This is a genomic window from Vibrio sp. FF266 (assembly GCF_041439695.1).
In the GTDB taxonomy this organism is placed as follows: domain Bacteria; phylum Pseudomonadota; class Gammaproteobacteria; order Enterobacterales; family Vibrionaceae; genus Vibrio; species Vibrio tasmaniensis_A.
The window spans coordinates 38,229-64,746 of sequence record NZ_JBGOOO010000019.1 but is presented as its reverse complement, the minus strand read 5'-3'; the positions used below and the strand labels follow the sequence as shown (position 1 = coordinate 64,746).

The following is a 26,518-nucleotide window of genomic DNA, read 5'->3' as shown; positions in this document are numbered from 1 at the left end:
GTAAAAATACGAAAGACATCAAAACTAACAGGGGCATGTTCTACTGGCTAGTCTAGGCTCATGCCGCTATAATTCCCGCCTCAAAAATCAAAGGTTGAAATATGTACAGCGATATCACTCCTATTCACGAACACAAAAAATACTGGGCCGAGTGCTACGGAACTGCACCCTTTTTGCCTACCAGTAGAAAGGAGATGGATGCTCTTGGATGGGATAGCTGTGACATTATTATTGTAACTGGTGACGCTTATGTCGATCACCCGAGCTTTGGCATGGCTATCATTGGCCGTTTGCTTGAAGCTCAAGGATTCCGCGTGGGCATTATTGCGCAACCAAAGTGGGACAATAAAGACGCCTTCATGAAGCTAGGTAAACCTAACCTATTCTTCGGCATTACAGCGGGTAACATGGACTCCATGATCAACCGCTACACCTCTGATCGCAAATTACGTCACGATGATGCTTATACGCCAAACAACGAAGGTGGCAAGCGTCCTGACCGTGCAACTCTAGTTTATTCCCAACGTTGTCGCGAAGCCTACAAAGGCACGCCAATCGTTCTTGGTGGTATCGAAGCAAGTTTGCGCCGTGTGGCTCACTACGACTACTGGTCAGATAAAGTTCGTCGCTCTGTATTGTTTGACGCAAAAGCAGATATTCTTCTTTTTGGTAACGCTGAGCGTGCACTGGTTGAAGTGGCACACCGCATTGCCGATGGCGAAGACATGTCTACGCTGACCAATATCCGCGGTACTGCTATCAACTTGCCTGCAGCGCCTGAAGGTTACAAAATTATTGATTCTTCTCGTATCGAAAAACCGAACAAAGCCTACGTTCCGGTTAACCCGTACGAAGTAGAAACGCAATGTGATACCAAGAAAGATGAAAAAGAAGAAGTAAAGGCGCAGCCAATTACTATTCGTCCTTCTCGTCACGATGCAAAAACAACCGCGGTTCGTATCCCTGGTTTCGAAAAGCTCAATAACGACCGTATTCTTTACGCTCACGCTAGCCGTATTCTGCACCTAGAGACTAACCCGTATTCAGGTCGTGCTCTTATTCAACGTCACGGTGACCGCGAACTATGGGTAAACCAAGCGCCAATTCCTCTTGCAACTGAAGAGATGGATTACGTGTTTGGCCTTGCGTACAAGCGTGTTCCGCACCCTATGTATGGCAAAGCAAAGATCCCTGCATACGACATGATTAAAACTTCGGTTAACATCATGCGTGGTTGTTTTGGTGGTTGTTCTTTCTGTTCAATCACAGAGCACGAAGGTCGTATCATTCAGAACCGTTCGAAAGAATCGATCTTGGATGAAATCGAAGACATTAAAGATAAAGTACCTGGCTTTACCGGTACGATTTCTGATTTGGGCGGCCCAACGGCGAACATGTACCGTTTAGGTTGTTCAGATCCAAAAGCTGAAATTAACTGTCGTCGTCCATCATGTGTGTTCCCGAAAATCTGTGAAAAGCTAAACACAGACCATCAACACACCATTGACCTGTACCGCTCTGCGAGAAAAGTACCGGGCGTTAAGAAGATCATGATCGCTTCTGGAGTACGTTACGACCTAGCGATTGAATCTCCAGAATACGTACGTGAGCTTGTGACTCACCACGTTGGTGGCTACTTGAAGATTGCTCCAGAGCATACTGAAAAAGGCCCTCTGGATCTGATGATGAAGCCAGGCATGGGCACGTACGATCGTTTCAAAGAGATGTTCGAGAAATACAGCGCTGAAGCCGGTAAGAAACAGTACCTAATTCCTTACTTCATCTCTGCTCACCCGGGCACAGAAGATGAAGACATGCTTAACCTTGCAATGTGGCTGAAAAAGCACAACTACGAGTGTGACCAAGTACAGAACTTCTATCCATCGCCAATGTGTAATGCAACGTCGATGTACTACTCAGAGACCAACCCTCTGAAACGCGTGAAATATAAGAAGCGTGAAGATGTTCCTGTACCGAAAGGTGATCGTCAACGTCGTCTGCATAAAGCGCTGCTTCGTTACCACGATCCTGAAAACTGGAAGATCATCCGTGAAGCGCTGATCAGCATGGGTAAAAAGCACCTAATTGGTGACAAAGCAAACTGTCTAGTACCAGAAGAAGATTTTGAAGCTCAGACACCGGCGCAGCGTCGTAAGTCTGGTCGTCACGGCTCACAGCGCTTTGCGACTAAGCACAGTAAGTCTCAACCAGGTCTTGGTGGCGAAAGCCCACGTAGCCATTCTAAGCCTGGCGGCAATAAGCCTAAACCGGGTGGTAAGAAGCCAACAGGTAGCCAAAGCAACGGCAATCAGGGCAACGGGAAGCAGAACGGTAATGGTAATAAACCAGCGACTGGCTTCATCAAAAAAGCCCCTGCTAGTCAGCAATCTCAAGGCAATGGCGGCGGGAATGGCAAGTCAAACCGTAACAAAGCGGGTAATGGTCAAGGTGGTAAACCTGTGAGTAACGGCAAGAATCGCCAACGCGCAGCACAACGTTAAGACAGCAACCCATTGACTTCGCTATGGTAAAAACACAAAGCGCAGCTTTTTAGCTGCGCTTTTTTGTGCCCGTTGCCAATGGCTAGCTCCTTAGCCACGTAAATACTTAGATACCAAGGGGGGTTACCTACTTATCTAACGCGTAAACACCCAATACTGGCTAAATAGGTAATTGGTGACCATTCCGACAAGAGTCCCCACTGCCATTGCGATAAAAACAGCTCCGATAAAGGTAGGAAGCAATTCCGTCATCAGCTTAAAGCACAGCAAATTAGGTACCGCTGATATTGATGCGGTAAACATGAACTTTTGCCACTGAATCAGCTTCTCAGACCAATGACCTCGCCCTTTATATTCAAAAGTCAGTATACGATTACCCAACCATGTCGTCGTTGCAGCAGCAATAAAGGAGCTAATTCGCGCCATCATTAAAGGCAGCCCAACAACATAATGCAGCAATGCAAAAACCAAACAATCAACAACAAACCCACCAACACCAACCACAGCAAATCGAACCATCTTGTGGTGGGACTGTAGTCTTTGGCTATGTGATTGAAGCTTGTCATTGAACATTCGTAGCCTTGAGTTAACGCTGAACATCATTTTCACTTTCAATATGATTCAACGAAAAATTTGGTGTGTTGCTCTGGTGATGGCAGCTGAACAGAGCACGCTTAATCTTGACCGTCGGTTCCAAAATACACGTTAATGCGTTCTCTTTGATCTTAATTTCCACTTCCGCTTTATGGCCGATCAAATAGAATTTATCGATGCCATTTAGTTGCTCGATATCAAGAAGCTTTTTCGCTTGCCCATGACTGTAAAATTGCCCTGAGAATGGTCTTTTACCCACATAAAAACTTGGCGCAGAATCCGTAATCTGTTCAAAAATAATACGGTCACTTTTCTCGTTCGCCTTCCCTAAGTTCAGGTAAACCATCGCAATCATTAACAGCACAGGTAGCACCAAAGCCACACTCGAAAACCACTTCTTATCTTTTTCCACCACAAGTATAGCAACCAGCATCCCAAGGGCTGGAATCCCCGGCAGTACGTACGCAGGGAGAATATTGCCCGCCATAGTGAAAAGAATCAGTGGCGAAATCAACCAACAGACAAGGAATGAAAACAACCCACTATTCTCAGCGTTAATTTCCGCAATTTTCTTGCGACGAGCGAAAGTTAAAATAGGTAATACAATCGACCACGGCGCAGCGGCCTGAATCCAAAACACCCAGATCATGCCTCTGGTTTCATCATGAGCAGAACCGTATAAATCGCCCTCCCAACCACTCACAACAAAACGCTTAAAGTGTTCGCCAACAATAAAATAATCAATAAAGCCCGGAGTAGCCATTTCAGCCATAATGTACCAAGGCAAGGCAATCGCCAGCATGACACCTAAACCAGACAACAGTGGAAAGCGTTGCCACAACACTTTAAAAGCCCCAAAGATACCATGTTGTAATAGCAACCAAGGGAATACTGCGATACCCATGATCACAATCGCAACAGGACCTTTTGCAAGCAAGCCCAACGCCAAGCCTACAAATCCAACGTAACCCCAGGTTTTGTTGGTTCTCTCACTTCCTTCGCCTTTACAGTCTTCTCCACCGAGCCAACATAAGTAAAAGCCCAGCATCGCGATGGTCATGGCTAACGTTAACGCCATGTCGGTCATCACAGCACCCGCGGCGATAGAGAAAATCCCACATGTTGCCAATACAACAGCCGCCACTAAGGCACTTTGTCCCGTACGCTTCGCCAGATACGCGACCAATAGAATCGTCGCGAAACCTGCTAACCAATGCGGAGCACGCACAGCAAACTCACTCAAGCCGAACAACTCAATACCAGCAGCACTCATCCATGTGAACAACGGTGGCTTACCCCAAAAAGGAATACCGTAATCAAACTGAGGGGTTAACCAATTGCCAGTTTCTACCATCAAGCGAGCCATTTCTCCATAGCGCGCTTCAGTGGTGTCCATTAACGGATAAGTCGCCAAAGATAAAAGCCTTAGAACCAGTGCAAAAGCCAACAAATACCATAGATGCGTTCTGTTCAGACTCATGCTGATTCCTCTAATTTAAAATGTGTTTTCAATGCGGGTGTATCAACGACCGATTGGATCAGATAAAGAGGGCGATTCTTGGTTTCGATGAAAATACGACCTATGTACTCCCCCATTAAACCAATACTCAACAGTTGGATTCCGCCAAGTGCAAGTTGCACGACCATCATTGACGGATAACCCGTAATTGGCTCACCAAACATCATGGTTTTGAACACGATGAAGACGCCATACACGAAAGCAGTAAGCGCCACTAATCCACCAACTGCCGTCGCAATACGCAGTGGGCGGATAGAGAATGATGTGATGCCATCCATCGCCAATCCGATGAGTTTCAAATAGTTCCACTTGGTCTCGCCACAGAAGCGAGCATCACGCTTAAATTGGAGTGTCGCTTGTCGGAAACCCGGCCATGAAAAAATGCCTTTCATGTAGCGGTTACGTTCTGGAAGCTGATTGATATGGTCGACAACCTCTCGGCTTAACAGTCGAAAATCACCCACATTCTCAGGAACATCAATCTTCGCAGCCACGTTCATGACTTTGTAAAAGCTCGCTGCTGAAAACTTCTTAAACCATGTTTCACCATCACGCTGGCTGCGCTGCATATTGACGACGTCATAACCTTCGCGCCACTTAGCAATCATTTGCGGGATAAGCTCAGGTGGATCTTGTAAGTCAGCGTCTAGCAAAATCACCGCTTGTCCACGACAGTGCTCAAGGCCTGCGCTCATCGCTGATTCTTTGCCAAAATTACGGCTTAAACCGATAACAGAAATTGAGCTATTGATTGAAGTGAATGAACTCACCAACTCCAAGCTGCTGTCTTTGCTACCGTCGTCGACATAAACGATTTCACTCTTGATGGGCAAGCTATCAAGCACCTTGGTAAGGCGAGAGTGGAACTCTTCCAATACCTCTTGTTCATCGTAAAAAGGCACAATGATAGACAGAGAAACCGCAGGGTTGATCTGCGATGTAGATATCTTAGGGCGGCTTATATGAAGTTCAGACATAATACGTTCTTCTATTTTTTAATCTGAACCCAATCTACCCTCCCATAAGTGAAAGTTATGTTATTGACATATTTTTCACGCTCACTCAGGATAATGTTACCGTCTATTTCTGTATGAGAATCAAAATGAAACGAGTTCTATTAGTCGAAGATAACCGTGAAATCGCAGGTGTCTTGTTTGATTATTTTGAGTGTATTGGTATGGAACTCGATTATGCGGACAACGGCGAACTCGGCCTGCAACTCGCGTTGGAAAACTCATTTGATATCATCATATTGGATCTGATGTTGCCAAGAATGGACGGCCTCACGGTTTGTAATAAATTGCGAGACCAAGGCAACGCGACACCTATTTTGATGCTGACCGCGCTAGATAGCCGCGATGATATGTTGAAAGGGTTTGAGCATGGTGCCGATGACTATCTAACCAAGCCTTTTGATTTGGATATTTTAGAAGCAAGAATGAACGCACTAGTTCGTCGTTACCGCGGAAAAGTAGCCTCTTCAAAACTTCAGTTCGGTGAACTCACCATCGACCAAAAAACCCGTAAAGCTTACCGCCAAGATAAGCTTCTTGCGCTAAACCCAACCACTTACACCATACTTGAGATGCTCTGCCAAAACGCACCGGAAGTGGTGACTCGTGAAGATATCTCCTACAAATTATGGGAAGAAGATGAACCCAATAATGATGTGCTGCGCAGTCACATCTATCAATTACGAAATCAACTCGACAAGCCTTTTGACAGTCAAATGTTGATTACCGTTCCTAAAATAGGATTCCGCTTGGAGTCATCGAATTGATTTCCAACTTTCTGACAAGCACTAAAACCCTCACCGGCCGCTTAGCTGTTTTCTTTGGGCTAATGGCCGTGATTGTGTCTGCGTTCGTCTATATCGTTTTTATTGTCGCGCTCTACATGTCTGAAGACCGGGTCGGAGAAAGACGCATCTTGATTGACCGCAATTACGCCGTCGAACTATTTCAAGCCGGAGAAAGTGGTGAGTTAAGAATTGATGATCTGACGGTCGCCTATAACGACCCGTCATTCGTACCTCCCGAATATTATAAGCTCATTGCAAATAAAGAGAGCTTTCTCGGAGAGATCGGCGAAGAGCCAGAGTCAAGAATGGTCTATGTTGGCGAGTATTCTGACAAAGGAAAAACCCACCCAATAATCCTACTTTCCGAAATAGACCGTGTTGAATTTGCTATTTCTGAACTTGTGTACGCGACCGCCTTTGTGCTCACGTTACTTTCTATCTTAATTTTTAGTTTTGGTGCTCTGCTCTATCGACTGTCAAAACGACTGATTGAACCATTCAACTCTCTCTCTGAGCAACTTGAGTCGAATAAACTCAATCTCAACGAAGAGTTCGGTGTGAGTGATGATGCGGCAGTTGAATTTCGTCAGCTAACCGATCAACTGAATCAGTATCGTCGAGAAATCAATTCCTTGGTCAAGCGTGAACAAGCCTTTGCTCGATACTCAAGCCATGAGTTAAGAACACCACTAACCGTTGCTCGTGGTGCGAATAAATTGCTATTGAGAAGCGAAACAACCGAGTTTCAATCTCGGCAGGTTGAACGCATTGATGAAGCCATTGTTCAGATGTCTGAGATGGTCGATGCCCTGCTTGGCCTAGTTCGTTACGAAAGAAATAGTGACGATGCACCGCTGCGCTTGTTTAGCCAGCAAGAATTAGAGACCATCGTTTCCAAAAATACGTTACAAGCAAATGAGAAAGCAGTCGAAATATCCCTACTCGTTCAATCTGAGCCTATAATTCAAGCCACCAGTGCGATCATGAACATGTTGGTTGGCAACTTGTTGAGAAATGCGATTGCAGCGACCAATAGTGGCACAGTGAGCATCACTCTCTCACAAGACAACCTGGTAATTGAAGACCAAGGAGAAGGCCTTCAGGAACAGTACAATCCGAATGGTCATGGATTAGGTTTATTGATTGTCGACGACTTGTGCCAGCGCTTCCATTGGGACTTTGAGTTGGTCAATCGCAACTCTGGAGGGAGTACTGCAAGAATCGCCTTTCAGACAGATTCCTCCTTATCCACATTAAAGCAAGCAAACTCGTAATACGAAGCTCAATACCCTATGAAAACTTGATTTAGTTGGTTTACAGCACTCGCTAGCTACTAGATACTCAGTAGTCCTTTTTGATTTAAAAATGCTGGCTCTTGAGTCAGCATTTTGTCTAAGTGCGATGAAACTAAATAATAGCCCTGTAACTCAGCATCAATACAACGATCACACCTTTTTCTTAAAGCGAGACGATAAGCTTCACTCCCACTTTTGCGGCAACAAAGCCAGAAAGTTCATGAAGCTACTGGAAGACGATCACCCAAACACCACCACTCTAATAAGCTATGGGTCAGCTCAAGCTAACTCCTTGTTCTCGCTAGCCGCACTTGCAAAAATCAAAGGCTGGACGCTTGAGTTTTACGTCGACCACCTTCCTCAATGGCTACAAGAACGCCCACTCGGCAACTACCGTGGCGCTATCGATCTTGGGGCTAAGGTTATTTCAGTCAAAGAAACAGGCTCTGAGCTTCATCCACAAGCGTATATTGGACAAATAAGGCAACCAGGTTCCGATTGTATTGTGTTACCTGAAGGTGGACGTTCTCAGCTTTCTGAATATGGCGTGAAGCAACTGGCGATGGAAATACTCAGCTGGACGCGCTTCGAAAACAAACACGATTTTGTGGTTGCACTGCCCGCTGGTACTGGTAGCACAGCGCTGTATCTTCATAAGCATTTAAAACTGCACAACATCCCGGTTTTAACCTGTGCTTGTGTTGGTGGCAGTGACTACTTAACGCAGCAGTTCAATGAGCTTGGCGAGACCGATCACCCACAGATTTTACCGCTCAAAACCAAACACCATTTTGGTAAGTTGTATCAGCAGGATTATCAAACTTGGTTAGACCTGCAAGAGCAAACTGACATTGAGTTTGACCTGCTCTATGACCCTTTGATGTGGCAATGCTTAGTACAGTGGCAACAAGACAACCCAACTAAGACCATCATCTATATTCATCAAGGCGGCATCTTAGGCAATGAATCGATGTTGCCGCGCTATCAGCGGAAGTATCCGGAGATGAGCATTAGCAAAACCAACACATCTTGGTAATTTTTTTCCTTTATTCTCCAGTTTAGCTATTCAAGTTATAAACTGAAATCTGGCGAGAATCATCGCGTTATCTATACTTTCGATTGGAACATCAATTGTCATCGAAAGGAATCACGCATGCGAACAATCACTACGCTCGGCCTGTTTTCAGTTTTACTGCCCTTCTCTGCGATTTCAGGAGAAAACATCACTTACCAAGTCGATGGTATGGATTACGAAGGTTATTGGAGTGAAGCCAGTGACCAAGCGCCTTTAGTGCTATTAGTACACGATTGGGATGGTTTAACTGATTACGAAAAGAAACGTTCTGAGATGCTCAACGAACTCGGTTACAACGTGTTCGCCATCGACCTATTTGGTAAAGGCATTCGCCCTACCGAAGTGAAAGACAAAAAACAACACACAGGCGAGTTGTATAAAGACAGAGAAAAAATGCGTGCACTACTTAATGCGGGAGCGATGGAAGCGAAAAGGCTTGGTGGTAACTTAGATAACAACGTGATGATGGGTTACTGTTTTGGTGGCGCAGCCGTTTTAGAAGCCGCTCGTGCTGGCATCCCATCGAAAGCTTATGTCACCTTCCATGGCGGTTTATCGACACCTAAAGGACAAGACTACTCTGAGACAAAAGCTCCAGTTGTCGTGTTCCATGGTACAGCAGACGCCATGATCTCAATGCACGACTTTGGAAGCCTCGCAGCTCAACTTGAATCAAGCAAGGTTCCGCATGAAATGATCACCTACAGTGGTGCGCCACATGCCTTTACCGTATTCGGCTCAAACAACTATCAACAAGAAGCTGACCAGAAATCGTGGGATAGATTTACCCATGTACTAGAAACCACCACCAGATAACTTTCGATACCCACCCAGAAAAAACAACCCCATTCTAAAACTTAGAATGGGGTTACTTTCACCATCACTACATCATGTTGCTACAAATAACGATGGATACTTAAGTCATCAGATTTAATATCACTGGCAGAGCCACTGACTATGCTTGCTAGGATCTTTCCTGAGCCACATGCCATTGTCCAACCTAATGTTCCATGACCTGTATTGGTAAATAAATTTTTGATAGGTGTCTTGCCGATGATAGGCGTGCCATCTGGCGTCATTGGTCTTAGCCCAGTCCAGTATTCAGCCTTAGAAAAGTCCCCCGCTTGTGGGAAAAGATCTTTTATCACCATATCAATCGTGGCTTTACGTTTTTCTGGGATTAGGTAGTCAAAACCAGCGAGTTCTGCCGTACCCGCGATACGAATACGATCATCAAATCGCGTCATCGCGACCTTGTAGGTTTCATCCATAACAGTCGAAGTCGGTGACTTATCTACATTCACGATAGGCAATGTTAGTGAATATCCTTTCACTGGGTAAACCGGTATAGACAAGTCGACTTGCTTTAATAGTTCTCGAGAATAGCTTCCTGACGCGACCACGTAAGCATCCGCTTTAAACTCGCCTTGAGTCGTTGTAATAGTCTCAATGGCTTGATTCTGATGATTCAAACTTACCACTTCAGTATCAAACACGAACCTAACACCGAGTTGCTTGGCTTTCTCAGTCAAGGTTAAACAGAACTGATGGCAATCACCGGTTTCATCATGAGATAAGTATAAGCCGCCCACCAGTTTGTCTTTAACGTCCGCTAAACCCGACTCCACTGACAGACACTGGTCAACATCAAACAGCGAGTGTTCGATCCCACTCTCTGTTAATAGCTTCATATCCTGCTGAATAGCATCGAGTTGCTTCTCGCTTCTGAATACTTGCAAGGTGCCTTTCTGCCTGCCCTCATAAGCTAAATCTTCACTGGTTCTTAGATGAGTGAGACACTCTCGACTGAAGTTTGCCACTCTTAACATGCGTGACTTATTCATGGCGTACTTGGCTTCATTACAGTTGGCCAACATCTTAGTCGCCCAAGCAACTAATTCAGGAGAAAGTGACGGCTTCACTTTTAGAGGCGCGTGCTCTTGGGTAAGCCATTTCATTGCTTTCAACGGAATCCCCGGTGCCGCCCATGGTGAAGAATATCCGTAAGAAATTTGCCCTGCATTCGCAAAGCTGGTTTCTTTACCACTGCTATCTTGACGCTCAATAACCGTCACTGAATGACCTTCTTTCGCCAGATACCAAGCACTGGTTAACCCAATAACACCACTGCCAATCACAATAACTTCCATTCTCTTCCCCTAATGCCCGACAAAGCCAAAATCTGTCGAACACAGCTGTCAGTCTAAAACTCGTTTCGTTAATGGTTTGTAACTTATTCTGCGTATGTTGACTTATCAATAGGGAGAGCGTTGACATAAACTCAATTAGACTAAAAAACGAATTCGGCAGTTTGGAACTGTGATATTGGCGGTATTTGGAAGTTTGGGAGCAGTCGTTACCTAAATCGATTAAGCCTAGATATTGTAAGCGTCATGACTCAAGAAAGTGGCATTCTCGAGTAAGAAATCTAACAAGGTTTCGGCCTGTAGCGTGAGTGCGCGGCCTTTTAAAGATTGAACCTTAACCGTCGCCTTCGATAGCATCTCCAACTCGGTCGCAACCACTTCAATCTGTCCTGACTTTATCTCATCGAACACCGTGAGCTTAGGCATAAAGGTGACACCCAACCCTGCTGAGACAAAGTTAGTCAGTGCAGTGACTGAGTTAGTCTGAAGCTTAGGTTCTAACGTGAAATGCGACATTTGCTCGGCCTGCTTGACCAATCGACCCATCCCTGTTGAGTTGTCGATCAACGCCAAAGACACATCCTTAATATCTTGCAGTGTCACAGGCGCTTCTTTCATCGTAAGGAAGTGCCCCTTCGGAGCAATCAATTCGAGCGGATGGCTACGTTCAACGTGGGAGTGCAGCTTAGGATGTGGAGCAGAAGCATAGGTTATTGCGAAGTCTATCTGTTGATCTTCCAACATCTTGACCGCGTCCAATGCCCCAGCAATTTCAATAGAAAGGTTGATATCAGGATAACGGGTCATAAAGGTTTGCATCGGCTTTGACACCAAGTTGGTAATAAACCCTTCACCGATGGCAATACTGACACTGCCTCCTTTGAGGTTTTTAAGCTTGGCTAGTCGAGTAAGCACTGCAGCCTCTCCACGAACAATGGAACGATAGTAATGCAACAGTTCATTACCCGCCTCAGTCAACAGTGATTGGCGGTTGTTGCGCTCCCATACTTTCATTTCCGCTTGCGCTTCGAGCTGGGTCAGCATTCTGCTCATTGCAGCAGGGTCAACATTCATCATCTTGGATGCCTTACGCAATGAGCCATACTTAGACAACGCGTTTAAATACTCAAGAGCGCGGATATTAAAGTGATGCATTCAACTTCCTTGTGATTCGACTGACACTAGATCAAGCGTCTCACAAATTGGCTGCGAACATGTATCCCATTTTATCAAGAACGTATTTACACTTACTAACTTGTGCACCGAGTCACTTCAAGGCAGCTAAAGGCTCATGCTCGTTTATTCGATCTACTCTTGATAGACAGATGGAAAGAGCTTAAAGAACCTGTTTGAAACCGCTTAACGAAACATTTTCGATGACATGGCACCTGTGAGGTTCGGCTTTCACTTGAGTAATACTAATCACAGTAAATAAGTGATCAAACATAGCGTAGGAAAAAAGCTTGAGAACAAGGCAGAATTTTTCGATAAGTAGTTATTCTACAATCAAAAATTCTAACGAAGTTATCGAGGTTTTTAACAAGCTAGGGTGACCAGTTATTTACTACGATTGGTATAATACCAATCACAGTAAGCAAGTGGTCATAAATAGCGTTGGAAGGCGTGATAACTAGGCAAAGGACTTTGGGCTAGAGATAGAGATAGAGATAGAGATAGAGATAGAGATAGAGATAAAATATAGGTGCTCTAAAACGAGAAAACCCCAGCATTTCTGCTAGGGTTTTGAATAGTGGTGGAAGGATGGGGATTTGAACCCCAGATACGCTATAAACGTATACTCGCTTTCCAGGCGAGCGCCTTAAGCCACTCAGCCATCCTTCCACAAATTGTGTGTTGAGCTTGTCACTCAACGAGGCGCTACTTTATTGATTCTGCTTGCTTTGGTCAAGAGGCATTATCAAAAAAAGTGCCTTTTTCAGTTTGTTCGATTACAAATTAACTCATTAGATCAAAAACAAACCAAATTTCATTCTATCGTTGTACTTACGCTTGTTGCTTTTCTTAAGCTTGTTGATAGTAGCCCGGAACTCTAAACCATTTACGGCACATATCTAAGAAGTAACCGTACAGCACGCCCATACCACATGAGATAACAGCGTTACTGGTGACAGCCGTAACAATCTGGTCGCTTGAAGCACCTACTGCCAATAAAATACCGGTATACACAGGTGACTGGAATAACACGTACGCCACCAAGTCAGACAAGTTTTTCATCAATGAGCTTTGTGAAAGCTTTGCGCCGTTACGCAAGAACCAATCACGAAAGACTCCATAAGGCCAAGCGATAGCTATGTTTACCGGAATAGATAACGTTCGAGAAGCAAGAGACTGCTCAAACGTCATACCAGAAATAAACACTTCAACAATCATTCCAGAAATAAAACAGAAAACGACCATAGCGAATGTATCCGCAGCTGCGTTTCGAATACAGAATGGACCACGAGACTTCATTGACAATAAACCTAAAATATATCACTACTTAATTAGTGATTTAACAACACATAAACAAGGCCAGATTACACCTAGCCAGATAATGTCACTATTAAACCACAAGATAAGCAGTCATACATTCCAAATTAAAAATAAAGTTGTAAATTAACAACCAAAAACCACTTTAAAAGCAGTCACTTCCACCAATAAAACCCACAAAGGTCAAATGACGAGCGATTTGTTATTATATTTCCGTAATTAAACAACAACTATGCCATAGGAAGATTTACCGTAATGGTATTGATGATTTCTTGTTCAGGAGTGAAACCGAGAGAAACCTGCTCTAAAGCTTTATCGACGTGATCTGTGAGCTTTGCATTATTCATAGGTTCAGCATGAACACGCAAGCTCTCTAATGCAGACTTAATCAGCGCTAAGTTATTATCTTCGAGCGCAACGTACAGCGTGACGAGTAGCTCTTCGGTGTTATCTTTGTTTCGTAGATCAGGTTTAGGTAGTGACTCGCTGTTACTTTGCGAATCGTTTTTTTCTACATCTAGGCTATCAAGATCATGAGCTTTAACTTCATGGTATTGGTAAAGCTTGTTTGAATAGCGGAATAACGCATCATCCAACTCACGCTCATCAATCGGCTTGGCAATAATATAATCCACACCCGCACCAAGCATACGTTCGCGAGTCTCTTTAAAGACATCAGCCGTACAACCAAACACCAGTACCGATGATATCTCGCCTATCAAAGCTCGAATTGCAGTGGTTGATTCAACGCCGTCCATCACTGGCATATGGTTATCCATTAATACCAAATCAAAGCGCTCAGCCACCACGGCTTGTATCGCAAGTTCACCATTTTCGACGCTCTTACAAGTGAAGCCTTTACTGCTCATGAAGGTTTCAATAATGACGGTATTGGTTCGGTTATCTTCGACAATCAGTACCTTCAAGCCAGAGTAATCTAACTTTTTATGTGGCAAGCTCTCTATTTCGCCAGGCTGGCAAGGCTTAATCTTCAAGCGAACATCGAAGCTGGTGCCTATCCCTTCTTCACTGGTGACACTAATACTGCCTTCCATCAATTGGGCAATTTTCTTCACAATCGCTAAACCGAGACCAGTACCGCCAAAGCGTCTCGTAGTCGAAGACTCAGCTTGTTCAAACGGTTTAAAAATACGTTTTTGTGCTTCTTTAGATATACCAATCCCCGTGTCACGAACTCGAATACTAAGGTAGGTGTCACCTCGCTCTACGATTTCTTTAAGGTACACCTCGACAAAGCCTCGAGAGGTAAACTTGACTGCGTTGTTTAAGAGGTTAAATAAAATTTGGCGAAGGCGTGCTTTGTCTGAGAAGTACCAACGGCCAGAAGGCACTTCGGAGTACACTTTGAATTGAAGCCCTTTCTCGGAAGACAATGTGTAATAGACACTATTGATACTTCCTATGATTGAATCAAGCGGGAATCGTGTTTCATCCAGATCTAACCGACCCTGCTCTATCTTTGAGAAATCCAAAATTTCATTGAGTAACGTCATCATATGATCACCCGAATCATACAGGCTCTTAAGATGCTTCTCTTGCTCTGTGCTCAAAGGGGTTTTCAGTAAGATCTGAGCCGTTCCTAATACACCATTCATCGGGGTACGAATTTCGTGTGACAAAGTCGCAAGAAAGGCCGTTTTGGCATTAGTTGACGCTTGAGCTTTAACCTTCTCAGCTTCGAGATAGATGGTTTTTTCATTGAAGGTTTTGATTAAGTGACCGATTTCATCATCACTAGAGTAGTCAACATCGATGATCTCGCCCGCTTTAGAACTATCAACTTGGGCGGCAATCGTTGTGATTGGGTTTATCAAATAGCGGTTCAGTAAGTAATAACCGGCCATGACACACAATAACAACAGCGGCACAATACCGCCTTCAACGCTCATTACCTGACGAAACACTTCGTCTGCTACTCGTGATTTTGAGTTGACGACATCCACTTGCCATCCAAACTCTCCAAATTGGTTACTACTAATATAAATCCCATCAACGAGATTGAAGTTATGAGAAACCAACACTTGGTTGAGTTTGTCTCTTAGAGTAATACCAAGGTTGTATTCTTCCGCATGGTTCTTGATAAAGCCGAGCAACTCTTCGAGTGAGAGATCCACCGTCGCGACACCTGCAAAAGTTCCATCGTAATAGTAAGGTGAAGATGCTGTGATCATTTGAACATGTGTATATGGGTCAATATACACATTGCTCCATGCAATGGTTCCCTGCGCTTTGTTTAATACAGATGTATACCAATATTCGTTTTGATAAGGCGTATTTTTGGGGTTGTTATAAGAAAAGATCTGGTCAATATCACCATCGTCGGCTTTGTTGAAAAAATAACTGTTAAGGATTTTATCAGAATCCAATGCATGCGGTTCTGGCCAAATACCTGCGCTGACGATCGTGTCATCGCTCGCCGCCAACATTGACTTAATAAATAACGGTATAACATCAGTATCACTGCGCTGCGCCTGAGCGAAACCAACCAAACTATCAACAAAACCTTGAGAGCTGCCGAGGGGTGCTGTAATCAATTCCGATAACAGTTGTGTACGTAAGTCGAGGTTTTGTTGCAACTTAGCGCGTACAGGAGATTCTACGACGTAATACGTCACACTACCGACAATAGCAATGAACATTGCGAGGTATACACCAAGCGCTACCATACTTTTTTTCTTGAGAGACGAGCGTATTTGCATAATTATCTTGTTATTTTCTTTTCTGTTTAACCTAGTGTTTATCACTAATGACATCAAGCGTTTTTAGATGAAGCTTGATTGGCGCAAGTTCATTGGTACTATAAGCACAAATATGTTCCCTTTTACGGTACCTCACTTTGACTTTACAAGATATTCTTGCGCTTCCAGAGTTGGAAGGAAAGCTAATCACAGAACACAAAACCATGGGCTTTGTCACTGCAATGGCAGCCGCTCCAAATGTGTTAACCCCTCATGAATGGCTGCCATTCCTTTGGGGTGGCGAAGAAGTCGCACCTTTTACCGACGGTGAACAGCTGGAAAGCTACATTGAAGTTATCATCGCGCTTTGGAACAAAACCCGCCCAGAACTGATCGAAGGTACTTGGGTATGGCCTGAAGCTTGTCAATTAGATGATGCAGAAGTTGTAAATACAGCAGCTCGCGATTTTTGTGAAGGCTTACTTCAAGGCTGGCAGATTGCCCGTGATGATTGGGAAACACTGATGCCCGAAGACAGTGAAGACAATGCACTGGTCGGCGGCGTGTTGCTTTCACTAAGCATGCTTTACGATCCAGAAACTTCCATTGCTACGCTTGCAGAGCAAGGCATCGAAGGCCTTGAGCAATTTGAAGAGATCTTTAATGCTGTGCCCGTGATGCTTTGCGGGTTAACGCAACGCGGTATCGCATTAGCCGAAGCTCAATAATTTTCCATTCTCTCTAAAGCGAGAGATATAAGAGAAATAAGCTGCGCTATATCGAACGATAGTAAGAAGGCCTCACAATGAGGCCTTCTTTCGCTTCAGGAGAGACTAAATAGCCGTCTAAAAGCCTTTCCAATCGAAATGATCAATTCGCTCATCGGCAATGTAAAACAACTTAGTGCCGCTGCTGACAACTTGGTCTAACTCCGGATTAAGCTCTATACCACTCCCCGTATCAATCGCGATCAGCGTTGCTTTATACTTCTCTTTGAATACAGAGAAAATAGGCGCGACGGTTACAGGTTCGGCATCTTTAGGGTAATACGTCGAATACTGTGTCATACCTCTAGTTGAGCTTAAAAGCTCTTGATGAAGTGCACTTGAACCGGGATCAACCGCAGCTTTAGCCAGCATTTCGGCACCCACTGCCGGAATACATTCAGAGTTTGGGCAATGTTGATGCAGTAAATCGCTCAACGCCTCATCTTTAAAGTAAACCAGAAGATGAGCCTTAGGGTTTCGGTTCGCACAATAAAGCGCTGCAGACAGCGTGATGTCGTCTTCAGGGTTATCAATAAGAATACAGCTGGCTGACTCAATGCCCGTTTTCTCCATCTCTTTACCATCGGTGTAGCTGTTGACCTTAACGAAATTGATCTCACCGGGTAACGGATTTTCGATATCTGAACGCGTACATAATACGATTGGTCGCTTGCCCGTTTCTTCATGTTGCAGCATACGGATGAGATGAATGGTTCTTTGTTCATTCCACCCCAACATCAAAATGTGGTTTTCCACTCTAACTCTCCTTTTACCTAACAAGCCCGCTCGCCAATATTCAACACCTTCTGTTGCCACCTTACCCAGTAAAGCAGCGAAAAGGCTGAGCCCTCCAGGGATAACAAACAAAATAACAATCCATCGCCCCGCTTCCGTCGTCGGTGACAAATCGCCATAACCAACCGTAGAAGCCGTCACGACTAAATAGTATGCAAATGTAGTAAACGAGTTGGTTAAGTCCGTTTCACCCGCTAAATACAATGTCGACCACGATAAAAACACGTAGCCGAGGAAAGTAAACAGTAGGTTTTTACCATTCAAAACAAAGATATTCGCTTTGACCCAACGTTTGAGTTGTAACCAGATTATCATTAGAGCCTCTAATCCATTTCTCTTAGTTACATGCTAGAAAAAATAAATGATATCAACAAGATGTATCTTAAGAAAAAGGCACATGAGCCCCAAATAATGCCAATAGTCCACATTTAGGTACAAAAAGACTTAGAAATATATACAAACAATTTCTTGGATCAAATCAAGCTTGGCGAGGTTCGCGTACCAATGTATAAACTTTACCTTGCTTAAAAAAGAAATACACACACAGATTTAGTGCTTCGCCAAACGCCTTTTCTCCGCGCTCACACAGTTGAAAATGTGCCTCGCCTTTATCCATATCGATACTCATTAGCTTTGAGTCGCTGAACTCTAAATAAGTCTTAACATAGGGATAGATGGCTTTAAAAATACTTTCCTTAGCAGAGAACACTAAGGTGACAAACCATTGAATGGGAAGGTGAGTCCCGGCTAAGTGCTTTATTTCTTGAGGGCTAACAAACATAGGCATGAGTGACATAACCTGGTTTTCGTTGATGAGCTCTTCAACATCCAAACCAACAAAGCTCACGTCACTTAATGAACTGACCGTCGCTACCGCTAGATCATCGGTATGAGAAATGCTTCCAATCCAACCCTCGGGCCAAACCGGTGATCGGTGTTCACCGATGGGCAGTTCGAGGCAATCACACCCTTCAATGCGTAATGCGTGCAATGCCGCCCTGCGACCGGCAATAAACTCCGCTTTTCGTTTAGTTACTGAACGCTTCATTTCATTTGGTAACGCGACGTCAAGTTCTTGAAAAAGGCAATCTGTATACCTTTGTCGTTCAAAGTGGTACTGCCAAACCTTAATATTTTGCGAACCAAAGGTGAGCAATTGCAAACCTGACAAAAAAGTCATACGAGTTACTTCCCCAGAGGCACAATCAATGGAGTATGACTTACAGGATCATCAATAATAACGCTATCTAAGCCAAATACTTGCTTAACGAGTTTGGCGTCAATTAAAGACTTAGGTTCGCCTTGCGCGACAATTTCTCCACCAGCAAATGCAATCAGGTGATCTGCATAACGACAGGCTTGATTCAAATCATGCAGCACGGCAACGATAGTATGTTTTTTTTCTCTATTGAGGCTACGGAACAACTCCAACAAATCAATCTGGTGTGCGACGTCCAAATAAGTTGTTGGCTCATCAAGTAATACTATCGGTGTCTTTTGCGCTAATACCATGGCGATCCAAACTCGTTGTTTCTGACCTCCAGAGAGTTCATCGACCTGCCTCTCGGCCAAATCGGTGACACCAGTATCTTCCATCGCTTGAAAGACCACCTCTTGATCATCTATGCTCCACTGCTTAAACAGTTTTTGATGCGGGTAGCGACCTCTTGCCACCAAATCAACGACTCGAATCCCTTCAGGAGCTTGTGAGCTTTGCGGCAGTAACCCTAACTCTCTCGCCAACTCTTTAGCTGGCACCTTTTGAATATTCTGACCATCAAGACAAATTTTACCTTGAGAAGGTTTCAACAAGCGGCACAAGCTTCTCAATAAGGTAGACTTTCCGCACCCGTTGGGTCCGACAATGACCGTAAATTTACCTTCAGGAATATTAAGTTCGAGATTTTCACAAATAACGCGATTATCGTATGCAAGTTTAAGGTTATTTCCATTTAGTCGAGAGGTAATGTTGGATTTAACCGGTGTCGATAGGCTCATAAACTTCTGATTCATTTAAGTTAAACAATATCCCCTAAGTAACCTTTAACTATTTGCTTATTTAGCCAATTAGCTGTTTGATTGCTTAACTCAATAGCTCTAGCCATTCAGTTACTTGGGAAAGCGCAGCATCAAGAATAGACTTGATGCTGCTCAAGGTTACGCATGGTTTCTTGGACGAGTAATCTACCTACGGTTTTAGAACATTGCGGGTTCAACCACGCGGTCTTTAATTGCTTCGAGCAACTGCTCCCCCTTTGAGCTCAAAGCAAATTCTGCAAACAGAGCTCTTAGTGTGTCACACAGAAGATCAACCTGAGCTTGACTGTAGTTTTCAGTAAGGTAGCTCATCATTACACGTAGCACCTGCTCATCATTGACGGTTTCTTCTAACACTTCGAACTGAAGTCCTAAACCAGATTCGCTTCGATCTGAATCAACCTGCTGGAAGTTGATTTTGTCACCATTAGACAATTCAAAAGCACCACTAAATTTACTTTTGGCGTGAAGTTGAATAAAGACTTCGAACATGTGCCCATCCACATCGGGATCCCCCCCAACCAAACCTTCTTCAATAAGGTCGATAGGAATATCGCCATATGGCATAGAATCATTAATCGTATGTTTCACTTGGGCTACCAGTTCAGCCACCGTACGGACGCGTTCAAAATTCACTAAATGCGCCACTACGGTGGTGAAGTAACCTATCGTGTCATAATACTCAACGTCTTGTCGGCCCGAAGCCGAGGTTCCTACTATGAGCTTATTGGGTGCACCAACAACATTGAGTGCCGCTGCAATAGATGCATAAACAACATTGAATAGCGATGCGCTTTGCTGCTTGGCAAGTGCATATAACCCATCCCTTACGTTATCTTCAATTTCAACGATAACCCAACCACCTTTAGCCCCTTGAGGATCAGCCTTCTCTGATAAAGGGTGACTCTTAGGGAATATAGGGGTAGACCACGGCACATCTTTTAGATTATCCAACCAATAATCGAGGTGCTTCTGATGTGTTCCAGAACCTCTCTGCATACGAGCATACTCGTGCATTGGAAGAGCTTCATGTCTCCATTCCGGTGATTGACCTTGAACGCGCAGTTTATAAGCTAAATTAAGCTCATCCATCATCAAATTCACTGACCATTCATCTTGAACAATATGGTGGAACAAGAAGGACAAGAACTGCTGCCCCGTATCCTTGCAACGGATGAATCTTACTCGAAGAGGGAACTCCTTCTCTAAATCAAAGGGATGGATTGCCTCTTGTTTAAGAAACTCATCCCTATCTTCGATTTCACATTCATCTGAAGTCCAAAACCATTTGTAATTGCCGATGTCACTGACATCAACCACTTGTTGGCATGGATTACCATTATGTTCATAAAAATGGCTTCTTAGAGTGGCATGACGAACTAGAATATCGCGGCAAGCTTCCCCAAAAGCCACTTCATCCAATTCATCGAAAAAGCGTAAAACAAACGGTAAGTTAAAAATCGTATTGAGTCCAAATTTGGCGTATTTTGGAATCGCCTTCCACAGAGAATTCTGAGCGAGTGACAATGGAGCAAGTGTAGAACCAACATCGGTAAGAGATGCCGAAGACTCAATAAACTCGGTACTTTTCGGCACAGCTTGTTCGGCAAGCGATTGAGCCGTCGGGTTGCCAAAAAGATCATTAATGCTGATTTCAATACTATGGTGAGTCAGCAAGCGACCAATAACTCGAGTTGCAATCAATGAGTGCCCTCCGAAGTCAAAGAAATCGTCCGTTACTGTCATCGTATCCGAAGCTAACGCCTCTTTAAACTCAGCCAAAATGAGTTCGGCAGTAGAATTTATCTCAGAAACGGGACTTGATGCTTCAACTGATGCCGGCATAACCGTGGGATTTATTGGCTTAGCGCGCTTAGCCAGTTCAGTCGCAGTTCGGTAGGTGAATAAGTCTTCAATGCTCACTTCAATCCCATGGTCCTTCAACAAGCGACCAATGACTCGAGTACCAATAAGCGAATGACCACCAAAATCAAAGAAGTCATCGTCTTTGTTCATGCTTTCTATAGAAAGTGCATCTCTAAATTCAGTGAGTATTGCCTTTTCAAAAATTGAAACTGGCTCGGCACTTTCATTCACCAACGGTGCTGCTTTTACATCCTGCTTTGCCAATGCAGGTTTAGTGACTTTTTGGCCATCAATGTAGGCAATAAATTGCTCAAATAGAAACGCACCTAAGTGAGGAGAAACCGTTGCCCCCGTAACTAACTCAAATGACAGGGCACCTTGTCGGTTAATGCCAACCGCAAGAGAGATTTCAAACTTCGGATGAAGCGGTGCGGTCGGTAATTTCACAGCCTCTACATCGTCAAGTGACAAATAGTCAGACGGATCTACAAGCCAAGTCACTAAAGCTGCTGATTGAGAAAACTCTGTTGACTCGATGGTCTTAGACTGAGCAGCGGTTAGCCTCATAGTAAGGTCGCCAACAGCTTGGCCTAAGTCTGAAATTGGCTGCCCTAAACAGAGATGAGTCAAACCAGTCTCAATCATCGCGCCATTAATTTCTCGATTTTTCTGACTGATATCAACCGGCATGAACACATCAAGACTATCGAGATCATTAGACTCGGTGATGTAACGAGCGAACAGCACCGCAGTAGCTGAGAGGATTTCTACTTCGTTCATCGTCCTACCAAGGCGGTTCTCGAAGATCTCTCTTTGAATAGAAGTCGTAAACTTACGTGGTACTGATGCTTGTAAATACGAACAAACATTTTCACTGACACCGGTTTGTACTAAGTCAATATCCTGTGTAGAACGCTTAATCCATGGCAAATAAGATGTCGAAAGAGCTTCAAGCTTTTGAATTGGCGTGAAACCTCCTATCTCTGTGGGCTGCTTTCTCTGCTCTATGGTGCAAAGGCCATGATTATATAAAGCACTCACAACTTCGAATATTTCTTTCCAGCACACTTCACCACTCAAAATTTGGTGAGAAACTACACCTAACACCACATCTTGCTCTGCGCAAATGTAAACCGTAAATTGGATTCCTGACTGAGATTCCAGCGCTATAGGGGTTGATTGATTAGCTTGCAGGTGGGAAATAGCATCTTGAACTGAATCAACAGCTTCAATATTAATCGTCTGAGAAAATTCATTACCGTGAAATTTAACTAAACCTGCATCCTCATCAAATTGATAACAAACATTAAGGGATGGGACGAATTGAGAAATTTTACTCAACGAAGAAACCAAGCGACCAATGTTGACTTCCCCAGCTAGACGGTAAGCAGCTGAGTATTGAGCAGAATCTTCATGCTGCTGATGGTGCATCCAAACTCGTTCTTCAAAATCTGTCACTGCGTTGCCAAATCCACTCTTTTCCTTCGAGTGATGCGAGTTAAATATCATGTTCCTTTCTCCTGTCTGAAAGAATTCAGAACTGTCCTTTTTGAAGCTAAAGCTGCCTTTAAAGTACAAGTATTCTGGGGGAGGCTCTAAGCTCTACGCTTATTAAAATCAGTGGCTTACTTTATTCTCAATAAAACTTAATGTAAAGCATTCTCATTTGTATTAATTAAGATATGTATACCTATGCTTAAAACTGGCGAGATCGGGTCAATAGCCAAATTAAATATATGCCACCAACAATACCCGTCATCCTGCCTATGGGCACGCTTGCTTGAAAAGGTAACCATTGAATTAAAACGTCCGCAGTTAAGACCAACAACGCGCCCATAAGAGCTGAGGAGAATAAGGATAATGCTCGCGACTTTCTCAATCGACCAACTAATTGAGGAGCAGCAAGGGCAATAAAGGCAATAGGTCCAGCAGCTCCTGTCGCGAATGCGGCTAAGACCACAGCAAAGAAAATCATAGAAAGACGGACTCGCTCTACTCGGATACCCAGCTGAGTTGCGATGTCATCCCCCATCTCTATCATGGCAAGCGCACGCTTTAGCATCATCATAAAAGGGAGGAGGAGAAATACCCCTATAAGTACAGGATAAACATGTGTCCATGTCCTAGCATGCAGTGATCCTGCAAGCCATAGATTAGCCAAAATGGCATTGTCCAAATTACCCTTAACTAACATCAGGCTGTTCAGCGCACTCAAAATGGACCCGACCCCAATACCAGTGAGTATTAAGCGATACCCTCCAACCACTCCTGCTTTTACCGCGAGTAAGTAGACGATAACGGCCGTGATTACTCCGCCGACTATCGCCGCGATTGCAACTTCTATTGCCCCTTGCTCAAACAAAACTATTTGAGCAATTGCACCGGTCGCAGCCCCCGTAGTGAAGCCAATGACATCTGGAGAACCAAGAGCATTTCTTGATACCGATTGAAATACCGCACCAGAAATGCCTAACGCAGCCCCAACAAAGACCGCAGTAAGAACCTTAGGTAGTCTTATGTTAAGAATTATTCGATCTTTTACGCCCCCCTCTCCAACCCCAAGAATGATATCGGCCACTTGAGGCAACGAGATATTAAACTTACCCAATGTCATGGAATAAGTTGCAATAGCGCAAACTGATATCAACAAAATCAAAGCGACAAGTATATGAGACGGTTGATAACAGAAAGAAAACTGACCGAAGCGTACAACACTTCCCGAGCCAGAATTTTGAAGAGTGTAAGGCTCAATCATCATAGGGGAGATATCTTCCAACGTTTCACTAAGAATACAAAGAATGGCCCGCCGATTAGAGCAATCATAATGCCTACACTGATCTCATTGGGATACCCGACGATCCGGCCTAGTACATCGGCGACAACCGCCAGAATGGATGCAATCAGTAAAGAGAAAGGCATCAACCATTTATGATCCGGCCCCGCCGCCATCCTTGCAATATGAGGGGCAGTAAGACCAACAAAGCTGATAGGACCAGCCGCCGCAGTAGAGGTCCCCGCTAAAACCACAATAGCAATAGAAGCAAAACACCATATTTTGATCGGGTTAACACCTAAGGCGTGACCAATATCGTCCCCTAACGAGACAGTATCTAAGGCTTTACTTAATGAAAATGCGATTACTAATCCAATGGCTATTAACATGGCAGCCGGGATCAAGACATCGTAACCTCGCCCTTGAAATGACCCCACAGCCCAATGTCTATATTGTTCAAACACCATTTCATTGCTGTTTATTGTGATCATATGAGTCAGTGCAAGCAACACAACCGACAAAGCAGTTCCCGCCAATACAACTCTTACAGGGTTAACCCCTTTATTGACCCCAGCAAGTGCAAAAACACCCGCTCCGGAAACAGCCGCCCCAAGTAAACCAAACCACATCACATAGGCCATATCATGGATGCCCAGAAAGGCTATCGCTGAGACTATGGCAACTGTCGCCCCCGCATTGACACCGAGTATCCCAGGGTCTGCTAATGGGTTACGAGTTAAGCTTTGCATGATAACGCCAGCAACACCAAGCGCACCGCCAACAACTAAAGCTAACAAGGTGCGTGGAATTCGAAGGTGGACAACCAATAGATGATCACTGTTGGTTGGATCAAAAGAAAAAATCGCATCCAAAGTCACTACCGGCGATATGTAATGCGTGCCGATAAAAAGGCTAAAACACGAGGCAAAAAATAACAACACGACTCCCGCCATCAGCCATCGTCGTCGTTGTCCATTTCTTATCTGTTCAAATGCTTCTGCAGGACCAGCAATACTTGTCATTACGGACATCCTTTACCCATTGGCATTAGCCATTAACCTGCATTTGTATCTCGTTCAAAAAGCTGAACAATGTCGTTAACGATTTCAGTGGCACTATACATATCGATACGAAATGAATTCTCACCTAGGCCAAAGACTTGTTTATTCTGGACGGACGGAAGGTTGATCAAGATTGGGTCATGCATGAATCGATTAGCGCTGTCGTCGCTCGCTTCTAGCAAAAATGTCGTATCGGCTTTAAGTTGAGTCAGCAGTTCAAAGTGGACGCGCATAAAATCTGATAAAGGCACGGTGTTGTCATGCCATTGACGATTTTGCACTTCCATTTTAAAACCAAGATCAGTGAGCAAGTCCGCATGAACGCCATCCTCTAAAGCGATAGCATTGGTAGCTCCAGGTCCAAAATACGCCACAATATTGGTTTCGCCTTCTGGTATCTGTAGCTTGTTTTTACTCTGGTTAACGAACAACTCAAACTGGCCAATTTTTTGTTGGGCTTGTTCTTCTAACCCTGTCGCCTGTCCAAGCCTCAAAGCCAAGTCTTGCCATGATTGTGCGGTGTAATCCAAAATAATGGTTGGTGCTATTTGCTTAAATTCAGCGATTTGATCTCTCGCCGAATCACCACCGCGCCATGCTACAACAATCAAATCAGGTTCATAGATATAGGCAGACTCTAAATCAACGCTGCCGGCAGGCCATGCCTTTTCCACGCTTCTCTGTTCAGCAATATCTGCCCATTGACTAAAAAACTTCCCTTCATAAGTGAGTGCTGTTGCGGCTAAAGGAGCATCAATAGCCAGTAGCGTCCCACTAATCGTCACCGAGGTAGAAAGGATTCGAGTCGGTTTAGATGGGATCACTGTCTGTGAGCCATCCGCATTAACGAAAGTCTTGGGGTAAGTATTTTGAGATGTCATTTCGGTTTCTGCGAAAACAGAAGCCGAAGCTGAAATCAAAAAAACAACAATGATTTTAAAAATTATATTGATTCTCATTTACTATTTACACTTCATTTAGTTTGCGTTTAGTGAATTAAATGGTCTTACTACTGGGAGTTTGAGTCTGAATAACTTTTCTGAATTAAGCCATTAAGCCATTAAGCCATTAAGCCATTAAGCCATTAAGCCATTAAGC

20 protein-coding genes and 1 tRNA gene are annotated in these 26,518 nt (G+C 44.1%); 6 read left to right on the top strand and 15 right to left on the bottom strand.

Features of this window, described 5'->3' with window-relative positions:
• Positions 1–101: 101 nt before the first annotated feature.
• Positions 102–2,501, top strand: coding sequence for a YgiQ family radical SAM protein (locus tag ACED59_RS14975; protein ID WP_017098518.1), 2,400 nt, complete (start codon positions 102–104; stop codon positions 2,499–2,501).
• A gap of 135 nt (positions 2,502–2,636) precedes the next feature.
• On the opposite strand, the gene ACED59_RS14970 is transcribed toward ACED59_RS14975, so the two are convergent.
• The 3 genes from ACED59_RS14970 to ACED59_RS14960 are packed head-to-tail and all read right to left on the bottom strand — an operon-like array spanning position 2,637 to position 5,591.
• Positions 2,637–3,101 (bottom strand): GtrA family protein, encoded by a 465-nt coding sequence (locus ACED59_RS14970; protein WP_012603650.1) that lies wholly within the window; start codon positions 3,099–3,101, stop codon positions 2,637–2,639.
• Positions 3,088–4,575, bottom strand: coding sequence for a glycosyltransferase family 39 protein (locus tag ACED59_RS14965; protein ID WP_017098517.1), 1,488 nt, complete (start codon positions 4,573–4,575; stop codon positions 3,088–3,090). The genes ACED59_RS14970 and ACED59_RS14965 overlap by 14 nt, the downstream gene beginning before the upstream one ends.
• The gene (locus ACED59_RS14960) at positions 4,572–5,591 is read right to left on the bottom strand and encodes a glycosyltransferase family 2 protein (protein WP_017098516.1); all 1,020 of its coding nucleotides are present in this window, start codon (positions 5,589–5,591) and stop codon (positions 4,572–4,574) included. The genes ACED59_RS14965 and ACED59_RS14960 overlap by 4 nt, the downstream gene beginning before the upstream one ends.
• Positions 5,592–5,716: 125 nt before the next feature.
• Between ACED59_RS14960 and ACED59_RS14955 the strand changes: the two genes are divergently transcribed.
• The 4 genes from ACED59_RS14955 to ACED59_RS14940 all read left to right on the top strand — a co-directional run bounded on the left by ACED59_RS14955 (position 5,717) and on the right by ACED59_RS14940 (position 9,601).
• Entirely contained in the window at positions 5,717–6,394 is a 678-nt protein-coding gene (locus ACED59_RS14955) for a response regulator transcription factor (RefSeq protein ID WP_009846415.1), read from the top strand.
• Positions 6,391–7,689: a sensor histidine kinase gene (locus tag ACED59_RS14950; RefSeq protein ID WP_371704964.1), complete on the top strand. Its 1,299-nt coding sequence runs from the start codon at positions 6,391–6,393 to the stop codon at positions 7,687–7,689. Before ACED59_RS14955 ends, ACED59_RS14950 begins: the two co-directional genes overlap by 4 nt.
• A gap of 127 nt (positions 7,690–7,816) precedes the next feature.
• Positions 7,817–8,746 (top strand): pyridoxal-phosphate dependent enzyme, encoded by a 930-nt coding sequence (locus ACED59_RS14945; RefSeq protein WP_029224008.1) that lies wholly within the window; start codon positions 7,817–7,819, stop codon positions 8,744–8,746.
• 117 nt (positions 8,747–8,863) lie between these two features.
• The gene (locus ACED59_RS14940) at positions 8,864–9,601 is read left to right on the top strand and encodes a dienelactone hydrolase family protein (protein WP_017098513.1); all 738 of its coding nucleotides are present in this window, start codon (positions 8,864–8,866) and stop codon (positions 9,599–9,601) included.
• An 80-nt stretch (positions 9,602–9,681) separates the two neighbouring features.
• On the opposite strand, the gene ACED59_RS14935 is transcribed toward ACED59_RS14940, so the two are convergent.
• The 5 genes from ACED59_RS14935 to ACED59_RS14915 form a co-directional block, all read right to left on the bottom strand.
• A complete protein-coding gene (locus ACED59_RS14935) occupies positions 9,682–10,935 on the bottom strand; it encodes a D-amino acid dehydrogenase (RefSeq protein WP_017098512.1) in 1,254 nt (417 codons plus the stop codon).
• A gap of 225 nt (positions 10,936–11,160) precedes the next feature.
• Complete coding sequence (locus ACED59_RS14930) at positions 11,161–12,087, bottom strand: LysR family transcriptional regulator (protein WP_017098511.1); 927 nt, start codon at positions 12,085–12,087, stop codon at positions 11,161–11,163.
• Positions 12,088–12,683: 596 nt separating this feature from the next.
• Positions 12,684–12,774, bottom strand: a tRNA-Ser gene (locus ACED59_RS14925).
• A gap of 180 nt (positions 12,775–12,954) precedes the next feature.
• A complete protein-coding gene (locus ACED59_RS14920; RefSeq protein WP_017098510.1) occupies positions 12,955–13,404 on the bottom strand; it encodes an L-alanine exporter AlaE in 450 nt (149 codons plus the stop codon).
• Between the two features lie 248 nt (positions 13,405–13,652).
• Complete coding sequence (locus tag ACED59_RS14915; protein ID WP_012603641.1) at positions 13,653–16,109, bottom strand: hybrid sensor histidine kinase/response regulator; 2,457 nt, start codon at positions 16,107–16,109, stop codon at positions 13,653–13,655.
• A 170-nt stretch (positions 16,110–16,279) separates the two neighbouring features.
• Between ACED59_RS14915 and ACED59_RS14910 the strand changes: the two genes are divergently transcribed.
• A complete protein-coding gene (locus tag ACED59_RS14910; protein WP_009846406.1) occupies positions 16,280–16,849 on the top strand; it encodes a UPF0149 family protein in 570 nt (189 codons plus the stop codon).
• 117 nt (positions 16,850–16,966) lie between these two features.
• On the opposite strand, the gene ACED59_RS14905 is transcribed toward ACED59_RS14910, so the two are convergent.
• The 7 genes from ACED59_RS14905 to fepB all read right to left on the bottom strand — a co-directional run bounded on the left by ACED59_RS14905 (position 16,967) and on the right by fepB (position 26,379).
• On the bottom strand, positions 16,967–17,998 hold the full coding sequence (locus ACED59_RS14905) for a potassium channel family protein (protein WP_009846405.1): 1,032 nt from the start codon (positions 17,996–17,998) through the stop codon (positions 16,967–16,969).
• Positions 17,999–18,161: 163 nt separating this feature from the next.
• Positions 18,162–18,863 carry a 4'-phosphopantetheinyl transferase gene (locus tag ACED59_RS14900; RefSeq protein WP_009846404.1) on the bottom strand — a complete coding sequence of 234 codons (702 nt, stop codon included), beginning with the start codon at positions 18,861–18,863 and terminating at the stop codon, positions 18,162–18,164.
• Positions 18,864–18,868: 5 nt separating this feature from the next.
• Entirely contained in the window at positions 18,869–19,681 is an 813-nt protein-coding gene (locus tag ACED59_RS14895; RefSeq protein ID WP_017098509.1) for an ABC transporter ATP-binding protein, read from the bottom strand.
• Positions 19,682–19,879: 198 nt separating this feature from the next.
• Positions 19,880–23,095 (bottom strand): condensation domain-containing protein, encoded by a 3,216-nt coding sequence (locus ACED59_RS14890; protein ID WP_017098508.1) that lies wholly within the window; start codon positions 23,093–23,095, stop codon positions 19,880–19,882.
• 187 nt (positions 23,096–23,282) lie between these two features.
• Positions 23,283–24,344: an iron chelate uptake ABC transporter family permease subunit gene (locus ACED59_RS14885; RefSeq protein ID WP_017098507.1), complete on the bottom strand. Its 1,062-nt coding sequence runs from the start codon at positions 24,342–24,344 to the stop codon at positions 23,283–23,285.
• Positions 24,341–25,381 carry an iron ABC transporter permease gene (locus ACED59_RS14880; protein WP_017098506.1) on the bottom strand — a complete coding sequence of 347 codons (1,041 nt, stop codon included), beginning with the start codon at positions 25,379–25,381 and terminating at the stop codon, positions 24,341–24,343. Before ACED59_RS14880 ends, ACED59_RS14885 begins: the two co-directional genes overlap by 4 nt.
• 32 nt (positions 25,382–25,413) lie before the next feature.
• Positions 25,414–26,379, bottom strand: a complete 966-nt coding sequence (gene fepB, locus ACED59_RS14875) for a Fe2+-enterobactin ABC transporter substrate-binding protein (RefSeq protein WP_017098505.1) — start codon at positions 26,377–26,379, stop codon at positions 25,414–25,416.
• Positions 26,380–26,518: the final 139 nt, after the last annotated feature.